Origin of the sequence: Methanobrevibacter sp., from assembly GCF_045611865.1 — an archaeon.
Classification (GTDB): Archaea; Methanobacteriota; Methanobacteria; order Methanobacteriales; family Methanobacteriaceae; genus Methanocatella.
Window position 1 is genome coordinate 89,481 of the sequence record NZ_JAZKXX010000060.1, and the last position, 16,763, is coordinate 106,243.

The 16,763-nt window shown below is 32.9% G+C and carries 16 protein-coding genes; 6 read left to right on the plus strand and 10 right to left on the minus strand.

The window, feature by feature from the left end; all coding sequences use genetic code 11:
* Positions 1-5: 5 nt before the first annotated feature.
* Entirely contained in the window at positions 6-695 is a 690-nt protein-coding gene (locus tag ACKI32_RS06105; RefSeq protein ID WP_407414545.1) for an ATPase, read from the plus strand.
* Here ACKI32_RS06105 and ACKI32_RS06110 read toward each other — a convergent pair.
* Both ACKI32_RS06110 and ACKI32_RS06115 read right to left on the minus strand, forming a co-directional pair.
* Positions 678-2,171 (minus strand): replication factor C large subunit, encoded by a 1,494-nt coding sequence (locus ACKI32_RS06110; protein WP_407414547.1) that lies wholly within the window; start codon positions 2,169-2,171, stop codon positions 678-680. The two genes, ACKI32_RS06105 and ACKI32_RS06110, sit on opposite strands and share 18 nt — an antisense overlap.
* Before the next feature lie 10 nt (positions 2,172-2,181).
* Entirely contained in the window at positions 2,182-3,129 is a 948-nt protein-coding gene (locus ACKI32_RS06115; protein WP_407414549.1) for a replication factor C small subunit, read from the minus strand.
* A gap of 110 nt (positions 3,130-3,239) precedes the next feature.
* Here ACKI32_RS06115 and ACKI32_RS06120 point away from each other — a divergent pair, with 110 nt between their 5' ends.
* From ACKI32_RS06120 to ACKI32_RS06130, 3 genes are read left to right on the plus strand one after another with little or no spacing between them, the layout of a single operon-like run.
* Complete coding sequence (locus tag ACKI32_RS06120; RefSeq protein WP_407414551.1) at positions 3,240-3,590, plus strand: hypothetical protein; 351 nt, start codon at positions 3,240-3,242, stop codon at positions 3,588-3,590.
* Positions 3,591-3,597: 7 nt separating this feature from the next.
* A complete protein-coding gene (locus ACKI32_RS06125) occupies positions 3,598-4,557 on the plus strand; it encodes a zinc metalloprotease HtpX (RefSeq protein ID WP_407414553.1) in 960 nt (319 codons plus the stop codon).
* 8 nt (positions 4,558-4,565) lie between these two features.
* Positions 4,566-5,297, plus strand: a complete 732-nt coding sequence (locus tag ACKI32_RS06130) for a tRNA (adenine-N1)-methyltransferase (protein ID WP_407414555.1) — start codon at positions 4,566-4,568, stop codon at positions 5,295-5,297.
* Here ACKI32_RS06130 and ACKI32_RS06135 read toward each other — a convergent pair.
* Positions 5,292-5,534, minus strand: a complete 243-nt coding sequence (locus ACKI32_RS06135; RefSeq protein ID WP_407414557.1) for a hypothetical protein — start codon at positions 5,532-5,534, stop codon at positions 5,292-5,294. The two genes, ACKI32_RS06130 and ACKI32_RS06135, sit on opposite strands and share 6 nt — an antisense overlap.
* A gap of 163 nt (positions 5,535-5,697) precedes the next feature.
* Between ACKI32_RS06135 and ACKI32_RS06140 the strand changes: the two genes are divergently transcribed.
* The gene (locus tag ACKI32_RS06140) at positions 5,698-6,741 is read left to right on the plus strand and encodes an acyltransferase (protein WP_407414559.1); all 1,044 of its coding nucleotides are present in this window, start codon (positions 5,698-5,700) and stop codon (positions 6,739-6,741) included.
* Here the strand turns inward: ACKI32_RS06140 and ACKI32_RS06145 are convergent, their stop codons facing one another.
* Genes ACKI32_RS06145 through ACKI32_RS06155 form a run of 3 tightly spaced genes read right to left on the minus strand, consistent with a single transcriptional unit; the run spans position 6,742 to position 11,271 of the window.
* Complete coding sequence (locus ACKI32_RS06145) at positions 6,742-7,581, minus strand: alpha/beta hydrolase fold domain-containing protein (protein WP_407414561.1); 840 nt, start codon at positions 7,579-7,581, stop codon at positions 6,742-6,744.
* A 35-nt stretch (positions 7,582-7,616) separates the two neighbouring features.
* Positions 7,617-10,472, minus strand: a complete 2,856-nt coding sequence (leuS, locus tag ACKI32_RS06150; protein ID WP_407414563.1) for a leucine--tRNA ligase — start codon at positions 10,470-10,472, stop codon at positions 7,617-7,619.
* Between the two features lie 10 nt (positions 10,473-10,482).
* Positions 10,483-11,271, minus strand: coding sequence for an NAD+ synthase (locus ACKI32_RS06155; protein WP_407414818.1), 789 nt, complete (start codon positions 11,269-11,271; stop codon positions 10,483-10,485).
* 190 nt (positions 11,272-11,461) lie between these two features.
* Here ACKI32_RS06155 and ACKI32_RS06160 point away from each other — a divergent pair, with 190 nt between their 5' ends.
* Positions 11,462-12,472 carry an ArsA family ATPase gene (locus ACKI32_RS06160; protein WP_407414565.1) on the plus strand — a complete coding sequence of 337 codons (1,011 nt, stop codon included), beginning with the start codon at positions 11,462-11,464 and terminating at the stop codon, positions 12,470-12,472.
* Positions 12,473-12,502: 30 nt separating this feature from the next.
* On the opposite strand, the gene ACKI32_RS06165 is transcribed toward ACKI32_RS06160, so the two are convergent.
* From ACKI32_RS06165 to ACKI32_RS06180, 4 genes are all read right to left on the minus strand, one after another.
* Entirely contained in the window at positions 12,503-12,844 is a 342-nt protein-coding gene (locus ACKI32_RS06165; RefSeq protein ID WP_407414567.1) for a hypothetical protein, read from the minus strand.
* Between the two features lie 79 nt (positions 12,845-12,923).
* Positions 12,924-13,106 (minus strand): hypothetical protein, encoded by a 183-nt coding sequence (locus ACKI32_RS06170; RefSeq protein ID WP_407414569.1) that lies wholly within the window; start codon positions 13,104-13,106, stop codon positions 12,924-12,926.
* On the minus strand, positions 13,103-15,916 hold the full coding sequence (locus tag ACKI32_RS06175) for a hypothetical protein (RefSeq protein WP_407414571.1): 2,814 nt from the start codon (positions 15,914-15,916) through the stop codon (positions 13,103-13,105). Before ACKI32_RS06175 ends, ACKI32_RS06170 begins: the two co-directional genes overlap by 4 nt.
* A gap of 175 nt (positions 15,917-16,091) precedes the next feature.
* Positions 16,092-16,730, minus strand: a complete 639-nt coding sequence (locus ACKI32_RS06180) for a cobalt-precorrin-7 (C(5))-methyltransferase (protein ID WP_407414573.1) — start codon at positions 16,728-16,730, stop codon at positions 16,092-16,094.
* Positions 16,731-16,763: the final 33 nt, after the last annotated feature.

Below are 16,763 nucleotides of genomic sequence, written 5' to 3' on the forward strand. Positions count from 1 at the left end.
ATTATATGGATTTGATGTTTGATATTTCAGGGTTGACCTCCGGTGATGAGGAATTTTCCACATCCAAAAAAGATGTGTTGAAATTTCTGAAAATAATAGGAGTAGACACTCGATTTATTTCATATACTCCTGAAAAAATTTACATTAACAATTTAAGATTTTCAAAGTTTTCAAGAACCCGTGAAACTACTTTTAATAAACAATACTCTGAAATTGAGGTTGTAAGAAACAAACTGTTCCAAAAGATATGCTCAAAATCATCCAAGGTACTGTCAGAAGAAATCAAACCCAACTCACGAATTTTAATGCCTGAAGATAATTTTATAATTGAGCTGATAATGGAGCCTTATACTCGAAAATACGGTGTTGAACTGGTTTATGAAGGAGAACATGACTTAAAAGTAAATCCATTGGTTTTGGACGATGAGGTAAACAATATTTTTGAAGGAATCTTTTCAGGTGAAGGCTTGAATATCATCAAAAAGGATAATGAGATTTTTCCATTAATAAATGTCTCATTTGACTGGATAAACTCATTTTTGGAAATGGACGGTCAGGATATTTTAGAAAAACAAAATAAAAATGAATTGGCTATCTCATTTTCCGAATTTTTAGATGATGTTGCTCCACAGTATAAGGAGAATGTTTTAAAAGCTAGTGAGTTCATTGAAGCTAAGCTAGAAACTGAAAAGTGAAACTTGCTTATCAGTTTTCTTTTTGTCCTTTTTCTCTTCAGTTTTTTCTTCAACGTCTTCAGGAGGTTCTTCCTCAACAACTTCTTCTACTTCAGAAACTGTTTCTTCAAGACCCGGAATTTCGAATGGTAAATCCTCTTCTTTAGGTTCTTCAATTTCTTGTGAAACGACATTTACCATCTGATTTTTAAGCTCTTCTGCACGTTTGTCACGTTCTTCAACTCTCATTTGAGCTTTCTGTTTTTCCATTTTTGTTACAACTTTTTTAGGTATTTTCTTTTTCCTGAATCGTTTGATTTCATCATCTTCAAGCTCTAAAAAGTCAGCTATTTCCCAGGCAAGTTCATCATTTAAAAACATTATTTCAAGATATGGAAACATTGAAATTGCTATGGAATGTGAAATATGCATTTTTTTGGACATTTTTTCAGCAATTCCATCCCTAAGGTTTCTTTTGCCTCTGTTACGGCTCATTAAACCAAATATTGTTGGAGTTTGTATTTTTGTGAACTTTTTATAGGTTTCTTTTTTGGAGTTACTTACTCCAATTCCCATGAAGTCACTTGCATATTTCCAGTAACCGTAATTTCTACTGGTGTTGGTTCTTCCAAAGTATAAGTCTGCTTTTGAGATGTAATCATATGCTTTTTTTATTTCATTTTTGTCTTTATATTCTCTTGGAATGTTTTCTGCAATGTATTCCATTACAAGTGTTGGGTCTTCTTCAATCCATAATGCTTCTTTTACGTGTGCAGGGGTTTTACTTTTTAAAACGCCGGTAATTGCATTGAATATGTCTGAACGTGTATCTTTGGTTACGAGGTTTTCAACATCCTTAACCTCTAAAGTCCCATCTTTGTCGGCCAGAGCCTGTAGGGTGTTTATTGCTGATCTAACATCTCCCTGTGATTTAAGTGCAATCTCTTTTAAAGCTTGGGGATTAGCTTCGACACCTTCTGATTGAGCAATCTTTCTTAAAAGCGCTGAAATAGAATTCCAACGTGATTTTTTCATTTTTATTACTTGGCACTTTGGCTTTATTGATTGCAATCTTTTTGAGTAAAAATCATTGGCTATTAATATCATGGGGTGTTTGGAATTTTTAATAATCTCTCCAATTGCCTTGACTCCACCACGGTCGTTTGTTCCGTGGATACCGTCAACTTCGTCAAGAATAATTAATTTGTATTCATCGCCGAATAGTGATCTTGATGATGATGACTCACCAATGGTACTTTTAATGACATCTTGAGAACGTTTGTCACTAGCATTTAATTCAATGTATTCTGAAAACTCCTTTGCAATGATTTGTGCCAGTGTGGTTTTTCCAATACCTGGTGGGCCAACTAAAAGTAGGGGAATCTGCGGGTCATTATTTTTCCAAGCATTAACCCAATCTGTGATTATCTTAATCTCTTTTTTGTTACCGACCACTTCGGAAAGCTCTTGCGGACGGTATTTATCAGTCCATAACATTTCTATACCTTTATAAGAATTGGGTTAAAAGTGCTTCAAGCTGTATTCTTGGATTGGCACCTTCTCTTATTCTAAAATCGCATTCAGCTATTGCTTCAATCAAGTCCATGTAAATGCTAGCATCCATCTTGCCCTCAATAACACGTTTGGAAACATCTTGATAGATTTGAGTGACCATATCCTCACCACTGGTTCCTTGTAGAACCATGGTTTCCCTTAAAATGTTACGGGCACCCATAAAGTCTCCGCTTAATGCTTTAGTAATCATATTTCCAATGTCTTGTGGTTTTGCTTTTGAGACAACTTCATAAACTGCGTTTTCAGTTATTGCCTCTCCTTCAGAAGCTGCTGCTTGTAGAACATTTACAGCTTTTCTCATGTCTCCTTCAGCAAAGTAGACAATTGTTTCAAGACCTTTGTCATCTGCTTCGAATCCTTCGCTTTGGCAGATGAATTCCAATCTTTGTTTGATTTCTTCTCCTTTAATAGGGGTGAATCTAAATATAGCACATCTTGACTGAATTGGGTCGATAATTTTTGAAGAATAATTACAGGATAATATAAATGAGGCGGTTTTAGTATACATTTCCATTTCACGTCTAAGTGCGTGTTGGGCATCTTTTGTCATATTGTCTACTTCATCTAGAAAGATTATTCTAAATGGGGCGCCAACAGGTTTCAACCTACAGAAGTTTTTAATATTGTTTCTTACGGTTTCAATTCCTCTTGCATCAGATGCATTTAACTCTAAAAAGTTTTGTCTCCAGTATTCACCTAAAATAGATTTTACCAATGCTAAAGCTGTGGTTGTTTTTCCAACACCTGCCGGACCTGTAAACATTAAATTAGGCATACTTTCTTCGTTTACATATTTTTCCAGTCTTGTTACAATTTGTTTTTGTCCAACGATGTCTTCTAGTGTCTGTGGTCTGTATTTTTCTACCCATGGTCCGCTCATTTAATCACCATTTTTTTATAGTAACATTTATGTAGTTTTTAGTTAAAATTATTTTTTGTAACTTTTTTAATGTATGAAATCTAATTTATATATAATTGAGGTGACCCCATTTGGAAAGTAATAAAATAATCATAGGATTATTAATTATTATTATTTTAATACTCATTTCTGGAATAGGATTTGCTTTGATTGGAAATAATCAAAATGATGATTCTAATAGTGTTATAAATAATACTACTGATAATGAGGATTCTGTTGTCAATGCCACATTAAAATCACAGGATTCACAAGTCAAAAAATATGATGATTGGCAAAAGGATTATGAAACTGGAGAATATGATGAATTTGGAAGTCCAATCTACAGGTCAGTTATTTCAACTTCTGGGGGACAATATGAACCTGGTATATATGAAGCATACTGGTCAGAAAATGGACCAATCAGTGAGGAAAGGATAGGATAGTGATAAAATGAAGGGCGCATGGAAACTTAGATTAAGAATGATTCTAACATCAATTTTAATGTTTACAATTGTTTATTTCCTTATCATGCTTGTTGGAATGTATTTGGGAATAAGTAGTTGGACATTATACATGGGCATGAGTTTAATAATCGTATTTTTACAATATTGGTTTGGACCAAGCCTTGTTAAACGTTCAATGAATGTAAGGCCATTATCCGAAGCAGAAGCACCTCATATTCACCAAATGGTTCAGGAATTAGCCGATGAAGCAGGCATTAAAAAACCAGAATTGGGTCTATCAGAAATCAACATTCCAAATGCATTTGCTTATGGAAGATCAAGCAGAAGCGGTCACATTGCAATCACCCGTCCTATTTTGGGATTGCTTGACCGTGATGAACTAAGGGCAGTGTTGGGCCATGAGATGGGCCACATTAAGCATAATGATATGATTGTAACAGCTGCTGTAAGCGTAATTCCAATGATTTGTTATTATATTGCCTTGTCATTCATATTTTCTGGGGATAGCAGAAATGGTGGAGGAATCATCATTGGACTTTTAGGATATCTATTTTACTTGATTGGACAATTATTGGTATTGTTTATTTCAAGAACAAGAGAATACTATGCTGATGCGGCTAGTGTTGAGTTTGGAAACCGTCCGGCAGCATTGGTGTCTGCATTATACAAGTTGTCTTATGGTGCTGCAAGATGCAATAAAGAAACAATCGATAATTTAAATACTAATCGTGCATTTTTCGTTAATGATATTAACAATGCAAAACATGACATTCATGATTTCCAACAAATAGACTTTGATGGTGATGGAAGAATCTCTGATGAGGAGTTAAGAAGACTTGCAAATTCAGATGTTAAAATCTCTAAAAAAACTGGGCTTATGGAATTGTTATCCACTCACCCAGATTCATTGAAAAGAGTAAAAAGATTGGCGGAACTTGAAAATTAGGTGTAAATATGAAGATGATTTTAGATGAGCGTGGAAAAAAATATGTTTTAAAGCCGGGCGAAGACTTTCAAAGCGATTTAGGAATTGTTAAAGCAGATGTTCTAGACAATGCCGGTTTCGGTGATGAAGTTAAAAGTCATCTTGACCACACATTTAAAATCATGAAACCTAACATCAATGATTTCATTGATATCATGGATAGACGTTGTTCAATCCTTATTCAAAAGGATATTGGACAAGTATTGGCACATACTGGTTTGGGAGCAGGTTCTCGGGTAGTAGATGCTGGAACTGGTGCCGGAGCAATTGCACTTAATTTTGGAAATGTTGTCGGTCCTGAAGGTGAAGTGTTCACATACGAAATCCGTGAAGATTTTGCCGAAGTTGCTCAAAAAAACATTGAGAAATTCGGAATTGAAAATATTCATGTAAAAAATAAGAATATTAAAGACGGAATTGATGAAGATAATATCGATTTGGTCTTTTTAGACTTACCAAAGCCATTTGAGATATTTGAAGATGTTTGGGAATCTTTAAATGTTGGTGGATGGTTAACAGTCTATGCACCTTACATTGATCAAGCTGAAATATCATATCGCATAGCTAAAAAACTAGGATTTTATGATATTGAAATCATTGAGATTTTAGAAAGGGGTCTTGAAGTAAGACCTCAAGGAGTAAGGCCAAAAACACGTATGGTAGGTCATAGCGGTTATATGGTGTTTGCACGTAAATTATAATCTTTTCTGCTTTTTTACCATTAGATAAGCATCGTAAGATGCATAAATGCTGATAAGAATATCAATAATATAATAAAAGGAATTTAAAACATTATCAACAAAAACTCCTCCAATAATTCCCAAAGCAACAAATGCAACAAGGAAATAAACAATACCTTTTTTAATGTTTCCAGCATAAGCTTGACCTAAACCCGGAATAAAAAAAGATAAAATCGCTGCTAAATATTTATTTGCCATATTTATCCACCATTATATAATTCATTAACTTATGGTTTGTTTAATTAGATATTTAATTTTTAAGGAAATGGCCAATTTTTATATACTTTTAGAATTTTATATTTATATATAGAATTAATTTGGAAATTTTTTGATAGATAGTTTAAAAAATGGAGAAAGGTCAATGGGTAAAACTAGGGTCGAATGGATTGATTTGGTACGTGCAATAGCTATTTTAACTGTTTTATACATTCACGCTACCGATGGGATTTATATTATCTCATCCGATTCAATATTAAACTACACAGTTTTTTCAAGAGTATTTAATTTTGCATCTCTTTTTATTGGACGTATTGGTGTTCCATTCTTTTTAATGATTACAGGTTATCTGTTGCTCGGTAGACCTTATGATGATGAACGTGTGCGTAAGTTCTGGAACAAAAACTGTAAAGGTTTGATAATCGTTACTGTTATTTGGGCAGCAATCTATGCGGTTAGTTTGCAGTTTATCACTGTTGGAAGTGGTCAGGTGAATTATTCTGAGGCTGGAAGCTTGTTCTTTAGTCACATGTGGTATATGCCAATGATTATTGGAATGTATCTTTCAATGCCTTTTGTTTCATCAGCTCTTGAAAGGTTTGACAGCAATACTATCTGGCAAGCAACAATTGTATTTTCACTTTTAGCGTTCCTACTACCGTTCATCACTCTTGTATTGGACATGAATGGTATCCAAAATGTTAACATCCAATATTGTCTTGGGTTTAGTGGTGGAGTTTATGGAATTTATATTATTTTAGGGTATTTGGTTAAAAAAGGACAATTTAAACATTATGATAGTATAAAATTGGGATTGATAGCACTCATATCATTTATGATTTGCTTATTTTTCCAATACTATGCATATACAAAAGGATATGACTTCCAATTATGGTATGAATTCCCATTCATTTTAACCGGTTCATTTGCATTGTTTGAGTTGTGTTCTAGGATGGGTAAAGTTAGGGCATATCCTATAGTTACATTTTTATCTAAGTATTCATTTGCTGTGTTTTTAGTACATAACTTGTTTAGATTACCTTTACTTCCAATCATTGTTCAATTACCGTACACAGAACCTGTCAAAGCCATAATTCTTTGGGTTTTATTAATAATATTCAGTTATGCTGCAACTGTAATTATTTATAGGATTCCTAGATTTGGAAAATATATATTGTATATGAGATAATTAATCAATTATCTCTTTTTTTATTTCTTTAAATGCTTTTTTTGCCTCAGGTATGGGGAATAATGGGTAAATGTGGAACAAACCTTCGCCGGTGACTAATCGTGTATTGGTGCTGTTTTCAACATACTTTTCAATGTCTTTGTAGAATATCTCGTTGGTCCCGGCAAAAATCAGTGTTTTGGCTAAATTGGATTTGTCTCCATAAAGAGGACTTACTCGATAGTCTTTTGTATCTATATTGCCTGCCCAGGACTTTCCGATTTCTATTAAGCCAATTTCACCCAAAATTGGATCGTTTTCACTGTCATAAGGAGGATTTCCCATGGAAATGTCTACCCATGGTGAGAAAACTATAATGTGTTGGGGTTGTGGCAAATCGATTGTTTTTAGGTATTGTGCAAATGACAGGACAAACCCTCCACCTGCAGAGTCACCCATCAATGTGATGTTTTTATTGGTTTTGAGCAGGTCTTCGTATAATTCCCTAAGGGCATCAAAAGTTTCTTGTGATTTATGCTTAGGAGCGAGTCCGTAAACGGGTGCAAGTACATATGAATTTAATTTTCTTGATAGCTTCATACAATATAAATGGTGTTGGTAATTTATTTCATTCACGTAGGCTCCACCATGTACGTATACTATTATATTTTCACAATTTTTATTTCCGAATGTGAAAACTTGCATTCCCTTAAAGTCAATGATTTTAAAAATGCTTTTGATAGGTTTATTGGATGCTTTATCTTTACTAGCTAAAAAATCATCCACTGAATTCTGAGAATCCATGTATTCTGGTTTTGTAAACCTTAAAATTTTTTCAGCTATTTTGGCAATAAATGACATGTCACTCTAATAAAAAATAAGTGGAATAAAATTAATTATTCCATGAATATTGCAGGTTTATAAGGCATAGCATTTTTAGCCTTGTTTTGTGGGTCGTAAGAGTCATCGGTGTGAACAATTACTTCATTTCCGCATTCCTCTTGGATGTAGTCTAAAGCATCAGTTAAGATTTCTTCTTCGTTAATTTTACCGATGTATCTTGTTTTAGTAATTTCTTTACCGATTTTTTTAGCCACCATCGCTATTTCTTTTTTATCATCATAGATGTTGGCTCCGATAGCTCTTCCCATAATTTGACCAATGTCAGGTTTTCCAACTTCATCAGCTATTTTGTATAAGTCCCATTTCCAGTCAGGAGCAAGGTAAATGTGGATTTTGGAAACTTCGTCTCCAACCATCTGTTTGATGTGTGCAATATCTTTGATGATATTTTCAACCAATTCTTCTGATTTTTCAATTTCCACACTTACAAGGCTTTCATCATACTCTGGCCATGAAGCTTCACTTACAAATCCTTTTCCGCCATATGTTGACCATAATTCCTCTGAAGTGTGTGGTGTAAATGGTGCAAGAAGTCTAATCCAAGCTTCGAGGACTGTTGATAAAACATAAATGATTGCAGGATCCTGTGAGTCAACTAAATGTTTAACTCTGTACAAGTAGTGATCCACGTCTTTTTTAAGTAAGAACAATGATTCCTGTAATGCCTGTCTTGTTTGGAAGACTTCTAGTGCTTCAGTTGACTTTTTGATGTGTTGGTTGAGTTGACTAATCATCCATAAATCGATGGTACGGGTCAATTCAACTTCCTCAATATTACTTAAGTCCAATTCTGAACCTTTCATTTCTTCAATTTTAGCTGCAAATTCCTTGAACCATTCAAGTCTTCTTTTTGTACCGAGCACTTCTTTTTCTCTCCAATCGAAGTCTTGCCATGGTTCAGCTGATGCCATTAAGAAGAGTCTTACAACATCTGCAGTGTAATCACGAATAGCGTCTTTAAGTAAAATTACGTTACCTTTGGATGAGGACATTTTGTTTCCTTCTAAAAGCCCCATTCCAAACACTACAGTTCCTCTAGGCCATTTATCTTCAGGATAGATTGCACTGTGGGTAAACATTAAAAAACTTAAGTGATTACCTACTAAATCCTTAGCAGACAGTCTCCAGTCAAGAGGATACCAGTAGTTGAATTCATCATGAATCTCTTGGACTTTATCAGCAGGAACAGTGATATCTCCAGAATCCTTATCTAAAAGAACTTTATCAAAGAATGCAGGTGTTAAATCATCAGGATTCATGTCTTTTAAGTATTTGGCTATCGTATAATAGGACATGTAAATTGTGGAGTCGGTCAATGGCTCAATCAACCATTGGTCGTCCCAAGGAAGTCTTGTTCCAAGCCCTACTTTTCTAGAACAAGCCCAATCATCTAACCAGTTAATATAATATTCAAAATTACTTTTAAGTTCTTTTGGAATGATTGTTTCACCTTCAAGAACGTTTAAAGTTTTTTCGGTCCACTCTTCATTACCATACTTCATGAACCATTGATTATCCATGATTTTAACGACACAGTTATTTCCACATCTACAAACAACTGGTCTTTCAGCAAAATCATACATTATTTTTGCCATATTGTCGTTTATTAGTTGTTCTTTTAACTGTTCACGAGCAAAACGAACTTTCATTCTACCAAAACCAGGAATTGATTCGATTATAGTACCTTTACTGTGTTGGGCTTTATATAATTCATTTGTAGCTTCATGTAACTTTTCATCATTTTGGTCGGTAATTCCAAGTCTTTCAATAATATCTGCAGCTGGAATTTCTCCATAGCCTTTAAGAGTACATACTGGAATCGGATGAACATTTTCAACAATGCCTTCTAGGTTGTATTTAGCTATTAATTCAGCATTGTTTTTTAAGTCTTGAAGTGCAATATAGTCTGCCGGTGCATCAGCAGGTTCTGAAAATACGACACCGCTTCCGTATGATGCACTTACAAAGCTGGCTGGGAAAATTGGTAATTCATCGCCGGTAAATGGGTTAGTTGCCATTTTACCAATTAAATCATTAGGGTCAATTTCAGATATAATTTCTAAATCTTTTATTTGGTGTTGTAAATTGTAGTGAGCTTCTTTTGTAATTACCCAGTTTTCACCTTCAGCATTAACTAAAACATATTCCACATCAGGATTTAACCAAATGTTTGTTGCTCCAACGATGGTTTCAGGTCTTAAGGTTGCAGTTACAAGAACCTTATCGTCAATCTTGAATTTTAAGAGGGTAAGTTCATTTACCCCAACACCTTCACCTTCAAGTAAATCGTGGTCTCCAACAGGGTTGTCACAGTTTGGACAGTATTTTACAGGGTGTTCTCCTTTTGCAACCAATCCTTTGTCATGCAATGTGGTAATTTGCCATTCTATGAATTTTTTGTAAGTTGGGTCAATTGTTCTGAATTCCCTTCTCCAGTCAATTGAATAACCCATTTCTTCCATTACTTCGTGATATTCGGTTGAGAAGTATTTTACAATGAATTCTGGGTCTTCTAATTTTGGCAATGTTTCTTTTGGAACTCCGTGAACTCTTTCGTACAAATCAAGTGTCCATGGATCTTTTCTTTTAATCCTGTCGGCTATTCCAATAACCGGTGCACCGGTTACGTGCCATGCCATTGGGAATAATACATTGTATCCTTCCATTCTTTTAAATCTAGCATAAACGTCTGGTACAGTGTAAGTACGTCCGTGACCTATATGCATAGCTCCACTAGGGTATGGAAAAGCAACGGTAAGGAATAATTTTTCTCTTTCATCGGGATTGGATTCAAATAACTTTGAATCAGCCCATTTTTTCTGCCATTTCTTTTCTATATTTTCGCTCACTAAATCACCATTATAATATTGTTTTTTGAGGGATTTCAGGAACTTTACTTTTGTGTTTGTTCCTAATAATTTTATTAATAATCATATCAACGTCATCAACAGATATTTCTAGAGTATCTGCGATTTTTTTAGCTTCTTTATCATTTTCTTTGTATTGATAAAGAATTTGATCAATTAAGTCATAAGACATTCCAATTTCATCTTCATCGGTTTGGTTGTTCCATAATCCTGCACGAGGTGGTTTGTCAATGATTTCTTGGGGAACATCTAGGAATTTACTTAATTTATAAACGTCAGTTTTGTATAGGTCTCCAATCGGTTCGAGATCACATGCTCCATCTCCATGTTTTGTAAAGTAACCGATTAGGATTTCGCTTTTATTACCAGTTCCGCAAACAAGGTAATTTCTTTCATTTGCATAATAATAAATGATTGACATTCTGATTCTAGCTTTAAGGTTTCCAATCGCTTGAATGTTGTCTTCTAGTTGTGTCATAGATAAAAATTCATTTAAAATACTGTCAATAGCTATTTCCTTGTATTCAATTCCAAGACCTTGAGCTATCTTGATTCCATGAAGTTTATCATCTGTTGGTGTTGTAGTGGATGGCATGATAATTCCAAACACCTTGTCTTTGCCTAACGCTTCACAAGCAAGGTATGCAACCAAAGTTGAGTCAATTCCACCGCTTAAACCAACAACAATTCCATCACTGTTAGCTTCAGCCACTTTTGATTGAATGAATTTGACAATATCATCTTTTGTTTTTTCTAAGTTTAATTCTGGAATTTCACTAATATTCTCACCAACCTAATCATTCATTATATAGTTAATATGTACTTTTTAATTTATAATATATACTATATTTAAGGTGGATTTTGATGAGATATTTAATTCAATTAATTGTTAATAACTAACTTTATATACTATGAATAATTAAAATAACATTTAGTTACTAAAAGTAAGTTTATTTAAGGAGGAATTTTAATTGGCATTTAAAGATTATTTCAGATTTAATAAAGATAAAACAACATTCATTTTCGTAGGTGGAAAAGGAGGAGTTGGAAAAACTTCTATTTCATCTGCTACTGCATTATGGCTTGCTGAACAAGGTAAAAAAACATTAATTGTATCAACTGATCCTGCTCATTCCCTAGCAGATTCACTTGAAGTACCAATCGGCAGCTATCCTCGTGAAATTAAAACCAATTTGTTTGCTGTTGAAATTGACCCTGATGAAGCGATGGCTCAAAAACAAGCACAATTGGAAGCTCAAAAAACAGCAAATCCTGATGATGGAGGTTTATTGGGCATGGACTTTTTATCAGATCAGTTAGATATGGCATCCTCTTCTCCAGGTGCTGATGAAGCAGCAGCTTTTGAAATGTTCATGGCAGTAATGAACTCAGATGAATACGATGTCGTTGTATTTGATACAGCACCAACAGGTCACACTTTAAGGTTGTTGTCTTTCCCTGAAGTCATGGACTCATGGGTAGGTAAAATGATGATGCTTAAGGCAAAATTAGGTACTGCAACAAATGCTTTAAAGAAAATCATGCCTTTTATGGATGCCGTTGATGATCCTCAAACTTCTGAAGATTTAAAAAGAACAAAAGAACAAATTGATAAGGCAAAAGAAGTTTTATCCGATCCTGATAGAACAACATTCAAAATGGTTGTTATTCCTGAAGAGATGTCAATTTATGAGTCTGAAAGAGCTTTAGAAGCTTTAGGTAAATATGATATCACAGTAGACAGCGTTATTGTTAACCAAGTGATGCCTGATATCTGTGACTGCGATTTCTGTCATTCAAGACACAAATTACAACAAAAACGTTTAGCTTTGATTGACCAAAAGTTCCCAGACCAACACATAGCTGAAGTTCCATTGTTTAAAGATGAAGTTAAAGGTCAGGAAAAATTGTTGAACTTGGCTCATATCTTGTATGATGGTGAAGACAACGATGAAGTTGTTCAGGAAGCTATTCAACTATAAGTAATAAGTTAAAATATATTATTTTAACTTTTAATTTCTATTTTTTTCTAAAAGCCATCCAATGCACATCACTATGAAAAATAAGAGTAAGATTAGGCTGCTTTCAAATGATGAACCTTTGATGCTAAAATCAAAATTAATTGAATTAACAAAATACACCACAAAAAGAATTATTCCAATTACATATGAGATTAAAGACAATGTATGATTCTCAAATCTGCTTTTAAATCCATCAAAAAGTGTCATTATGATAAATAATATGGCCAAAACCAGTAAAAATATAAATGCAAAAAAATATTGCGGAATTGTGCTGATACAGGCAAGTAATATTATTATTGCAATTGTAAGAAATATTAATTCTTTTTTGTTCATAAAAAATTCACCATTAGTCTATAATCTTTGTTCTAATTTTTTAGGTTTAAAAAAATAAAAAAGTTAAAATTTTAACTTTTTAGTCTTTTTTCCTAAAGATTGTGCTAATTGAAATAATCACTATTATTCCAGGCATTATTGAATAATTTAAAGTGCCCGTTATTGCGAATATAATTATTTCATAGATAACACATATTAGACTTAAAACATCTAATATTTTAATAAATAATGATTGCTTTTTAAAGTTTTTGATTATTCTCATTTTGCAATCACCTTCCAACTGTTATCCCAATATTTTGTTGGCATGCTGATTGGGGTCCAATTGTCATCAGTAAAATATTTGTAAGTTTCTTCCTTAGTTAATTTTTTGGTTTTTCCATCACTAATATATATTGCATTTGTTCTATCTAATGTTAAATCGCTATTGATTTTTATTTCAACGTAATCATAACCTCCATTTTTGTTGGGAATATTATAAACTTTTTTATTTTGAAGATAACCGGGTCTTGTAAAGGTAACAGTGTCCATTAGACTATACCATTCTTTTTCATTTGCAATATTTGTTCTATAGCTTGTTCCTATTGCTTGTAGTAGAATCATTGTTGAAAAAACATCTAAACTTACTGCAGAAACACCTGTCACCAGTGGTTTTAAAAGTTCCTTGCCTATTAAATAAAGTAAATAACTATAAGGCTGTAAATTTGTCAGTATATGGTCAATATCATTATCAACTCTATTTAATGTGTTTCTTATACCTTTAATCATGTCTTTAGGTATTATTCCAACACTACAACAGTCACAACTTGTTGAAATTGCTGACCCTTTATATGTTGAATTGTCATGGCTTAGAATTACATTTGCTATTCCGCTTGTAGTATTATAGACAATTGCAGAGTTTGCCCCATCTTCTGTGAAAATATAAATCATTTCTCCCAACTGAGCAATACTGAAATTGTTATTTGAAATTGCAGATAATACATTATCAAGTGAATTGGTAGTGTTATCCATAAATCTCCAAGATACCTCAGATAAAGAGTAATCTTCAAGGTTTGGCAATTGTAAAGAATTTATAAATCTAAATAATATTTCATTTTCTTTATTTCCAGTCACATTCATCCCCATATCCGAATTTAAAATATTTAAATATGTATCTTCTAGGTTTATTCCACCCAATATTGTCAAGGTATGGCCTCGATACCAGTCTACATTAAATTCTTTTGAATAGTTATCTGCTATTTCATCTGCAATCCAAGATGTTTCAAGCGATGCTAAAAACATTCCATAAATATTCATTACACCAAATCTGTCTAAATATTTTGGATTTTGTGAAAGCCAGTATTCAACGATATCTTTTGTTACTTTTTCATTAATTATGGCGAAACTCTGAAGCACTTCAAAGCCTAAGCTTTGTCTGTATTTCTCACCAAAGCCGTAAGTGATAGTTTCTATTTTTTCAAGTTCTTCCTGTCCGTTAACTACAAACCTGGTGATTATTTCTTCTTTAGGTATGTAACCCATTATATAATTTTTAAAATAGCTAAATGTAACAGGGGTGTTTGTATTTGAAAATCTAATTTTATCTGTTTCATTTCTTGTTAGTTCTTCATAGTTTTTGGCCGTTGATGTATAATAATGTTTTGATAAGCTATATTTTAATCCTGTTTCATCAAATTCTGTTGTTTGAATACTGATCTTGGCTATTATTTGGTCATTTTTCATGTAAGTTAATGTTTCACTATTTCCACTACCCTTGTCGGCGTAAAATCCGAATAATTCGGTATTGTTGCTGGTGGTAATTCTGCATTCGATTTGAGTATAGTTTATAATTTTACTTATTAAAATTCCATCTCCCTTCAGCTGGTCTTTATTGAAATTGCTTATAATTCCACTTCCATTAAATGGGATAAAATACGTTTTGTATCCTATTTCTATGGTATCTTTGTCAGTTGTTTGTGAAGTGGAAAAATAATAATCATCTAATCCAACTTGAACTGATAAAACTTCTGTCTTAGGCATCTTTATTATTCCATTAACTCCCTCTTTTAATGAATAATATGCATTTTTAAATACATAGGGTATTGTAATATTAACATAATTTGGAATTAAGGTTACATGTGAAAATTCTGTCTTTTTTATCGCGTTAGTAACTGTAATTTTGTTGGTAGCTTTAAGTCCATTGTATTCAGTTGTTATACTGTATTTTCCGGGGTTTAACGTAAGGTCTAAACATGCAATACCACTTTTATTGGTCGTTTTATTGTAAGACTTTCCATTAACAGTAATTTTAACTTTTTTATTGGGTGATGCTTTACCATATATGTTTAAAATTTTCACATTAAATTTGCCAGTTTCTCCGGGGGTTAATGTCAAATCAGAGCTCACAATCAATGACTTTATTGTTACTGTTTTACTAACGCTTTCAGTGGTATTTGGGTTTATTGTTTTAATACTATATTTTCCAGGGTTTAGATTAATGGATAATTTTGCCACACCTTTGGAATTAGTTTTAATGGAATATGTTTTTGAATTTAATTTAAATTTAACAGATGCATTTTTTAGTAATTTTCCCTTTTGGTTATAAAATGTCGCATAATATGAAGCAGAATTTTTATAGTATTTTGAAAAATCACTTGCTTTTATTGTGCTTTTTATTGTAACTGTGCTTTTTAGAGATTGGGAGTTGTATTTATTTGTTCCTTGAAATGTTGTTAGGACAGTATAAGTTCCACTATTCAAATTTAAATCAATAAAGCATTTTCCTTTACTATCTGTTGTTTTAGTATAGCTTTTCCCATTAATTGTGATTTTTAGTTTAGCCTTTGGGATAGCCTTTTTATTTTTGTCTTTCAGTGTTACCGTAAATTTGCTTCCATCTTTATAATGCATTTTTATATCCGGAGCTTTTAAAATCACATTTTCTTTTTTAACAGATGAATCAGTTATTTTTTCAACTTCTTTTACCTCAAGTGTTTCACTTACTTTTTCAACACCTAATTTAGAAAAATCTTGTGTCGAATCAATGCTTTTTAGTGTTTCATTTTCGTCGTTTGCTGCCGAAACAGCACAAATCAAAAAGAAAAACAAGAAAATAAAACATAACGTGTTTATTTTTTTATTCATGATATCTACCTTTTTTTGTTAATTCGTTAAAATCAACAATTAAAGTATGATATCTAGTTTATATAAGCTTTAATTTTAAAATTAAATGGTAAATGGTTTTTAAAATGAATTTTAAAGGTAAATATTTCTAATATATGACCATAATGCACATATAAGTAAATTCACTGTGGGCAATATCTTTTAATGTAGCCTCAACAATTTTTTCATCTGGATAACTGAGGCGTTCACAGACTACAACTTTCCTGTCTTCTTCAACCCCATTATCAAGTAAAAACTGCGCCATGTCTTTTACTTTTCTTGAAGGAAGTGCAATAGTTACTTTTCCGTTATTAATGACAGGCAAAATGTCTTCTATGTTTTCTCTACCGTGGAAGGTCATTACATTGGCATTGTCCCATTGGATATAGTTTCTTGCAGCAGCAAGCTGAAGAGAACTGATTCCTGGAATCACTTCAATGTTTTCTTTTGGGAAACTCTTTTCATCAGAGATTCTTAAAACAGTATTTAAAACACCGGAAAAACCAGGGTCTCCTGTTGACAATATTGAAACGGTATTACCATTGACAGCTAATTCAACACCTTCCTCGAGGGTATCCAATAGCTCTTTAACGTTAAATGCAATTGTATTTTGAACATCATCAAACAAATCAATTGCACGTGTACTTCCAACGGTATAATCGCTCATTTTAACAGTATCAACAGCTTTTTTAGTTAGATACTCACTTGAACCAGGTCCAATTCCGATAATATAAATTTTTCCACTCATTTTAATCAGTAATTCTTTTTATTTTTTTAACAT

Excerpts from the sequence above, each read along its gene's own strand:
- ACKI32_RS06125 (WP_407414553.1), top strand. The coding sequence starts at position 3,598 with ATGAAGGGCGCATGGAAACTTAGATTAAGAATGATTCTAACATCAATT.
- ACKI32_RS06115 (WP_407414549.1), bottom strand. The coding sequence starts at position 3,129 with ATGAGCGGACCATGGGTAGAAAAATACAGACCACAGACACTAGAAGAC.
- ACKI32_RS06105 (WP_407414545.1), top strand. The coding sequence starts at position 6 with ATGGATTTGATGTTTGATATTTCAGGGTTGACCTCCGGTGATGAGGAA.
- ACKI32_RS06145 (WP_407414561.1), bottom strand. The coding sequence starts at position 7,581 with ATGTCATTTATTGCCAAAATAGCTGAAAAAATTTTAAGGTTTACAAAA.
- ACKI32_RS06135 (WP_407414557.1), bottom strand. The coding sequence starts at position 5,534 with ATGGCAAATAAATATTTAGCAGCGATTTTATCTTTTTTTATTCCGGGT.
- ACKI32_RS06165 (WP_407414567.1), bottom strand. The coding sequence starts at position 12,844 with ATGAACAAAAAAGAATTAATATTTCTTACAATTGCAATAATAATATTA.
- ACKI32_RS06130 (WP_407414555.1), top strand. The coding sequence starts at position 4,566 with ATGAAGATGATTTTAGATGAGCGTGGAAAAAAATATGTTTTAAAGCCG.
- ACKI32_RS06110 (WP_407414547.1), bottom strand. The coding sequence starts at position 2,171 with ATGTTATGGACTGATAAATACCGTCCGCAAGAGCTTTCCGAAGTGGTC.
- ACKI32_RS06180 (WP_407414573.1), bottom strand. The coding sequence starts at position 16,730 with ATGAGTGGAAAAATTTATATTATCGGAATTGGACCTGGTTCAAGTGAG.
- ACKI32_RS06170 (WP_407414569.1), bottom strand. The coding sequence starts at position 13,106 with ATGAGAATAATCAAAAACTTTAAAAAGCAATCATTATTTATTAAAATA.
- ACKI32_RS06140 (WP_407414559.1), top strand. The coding sequence starts at position 5,698 with ATGGGTAAAACTAGGGTCGAATGGATTGATTTGGTACGTGCAATAGCT.